We start from the raw sequence: 437 nt of genomic DNA on the forward strand, positions 1-437 counted from the left end.
TCCAGCTCGCCCGTCAGGCCTGCCGTGACCTGGTTGGCCAGGGACTGCTCGGTGCGCGCTTGGTCCGAGAAAATGCGGTCTGTTTGCTGCTGCAGGCTCTCCAGCTGGGCACGGGCGCTTTCAATGCCCACCAGCTGGTCGACCTTGGCCAGGCCCGACATGTTGCCGGTCTTGCCCAGGTCGTCGCGCAGCTTGCGAAAGCGCTCCTCAATCCGGGTGACCGCCGCCTCGGCAGTGCGCCCCTGTGCCTGGCTGATGCTTTCGTCTACAGCCGCGAGCCCCTGGGTGATGCGCTCATTGCGGGCCTTGGTGTCCTGCAGGTCCTTGGTGGACTTGTGCAGGCGGTCTGTCTCGGCCGCCACCTCGCGCAGCTTGGCAATGCGGGCGTCATCCAGCTTCAGGGCGTTTTTGTTGACCACCAGCCAGGCTTCCAGCTT

The 437-nt window shown here is 65.4% G+C and carries 1 protein-coding gene; it reads right to left on the bottom strand.

Annotated elements, in window-relative coordinates; all coding sequences use genetic code 11:
- On the bottom strand, positions 1 to 437 hold a 437-nt coding region (locus tag HF327_RS21865), incomplete at both ends, for a hypothetical protein (protein ID WP_198462448.1).

It is taken from the genome of Comamonas suwonensis, from assembly GCF_012844455.2.
Lineage (GTDB): Bacteria > Pseudomonadota > Gammaproteobacteria > Burkholderiales > Burkholderiaceae_C > Comamonas > Comamonas suwonensis.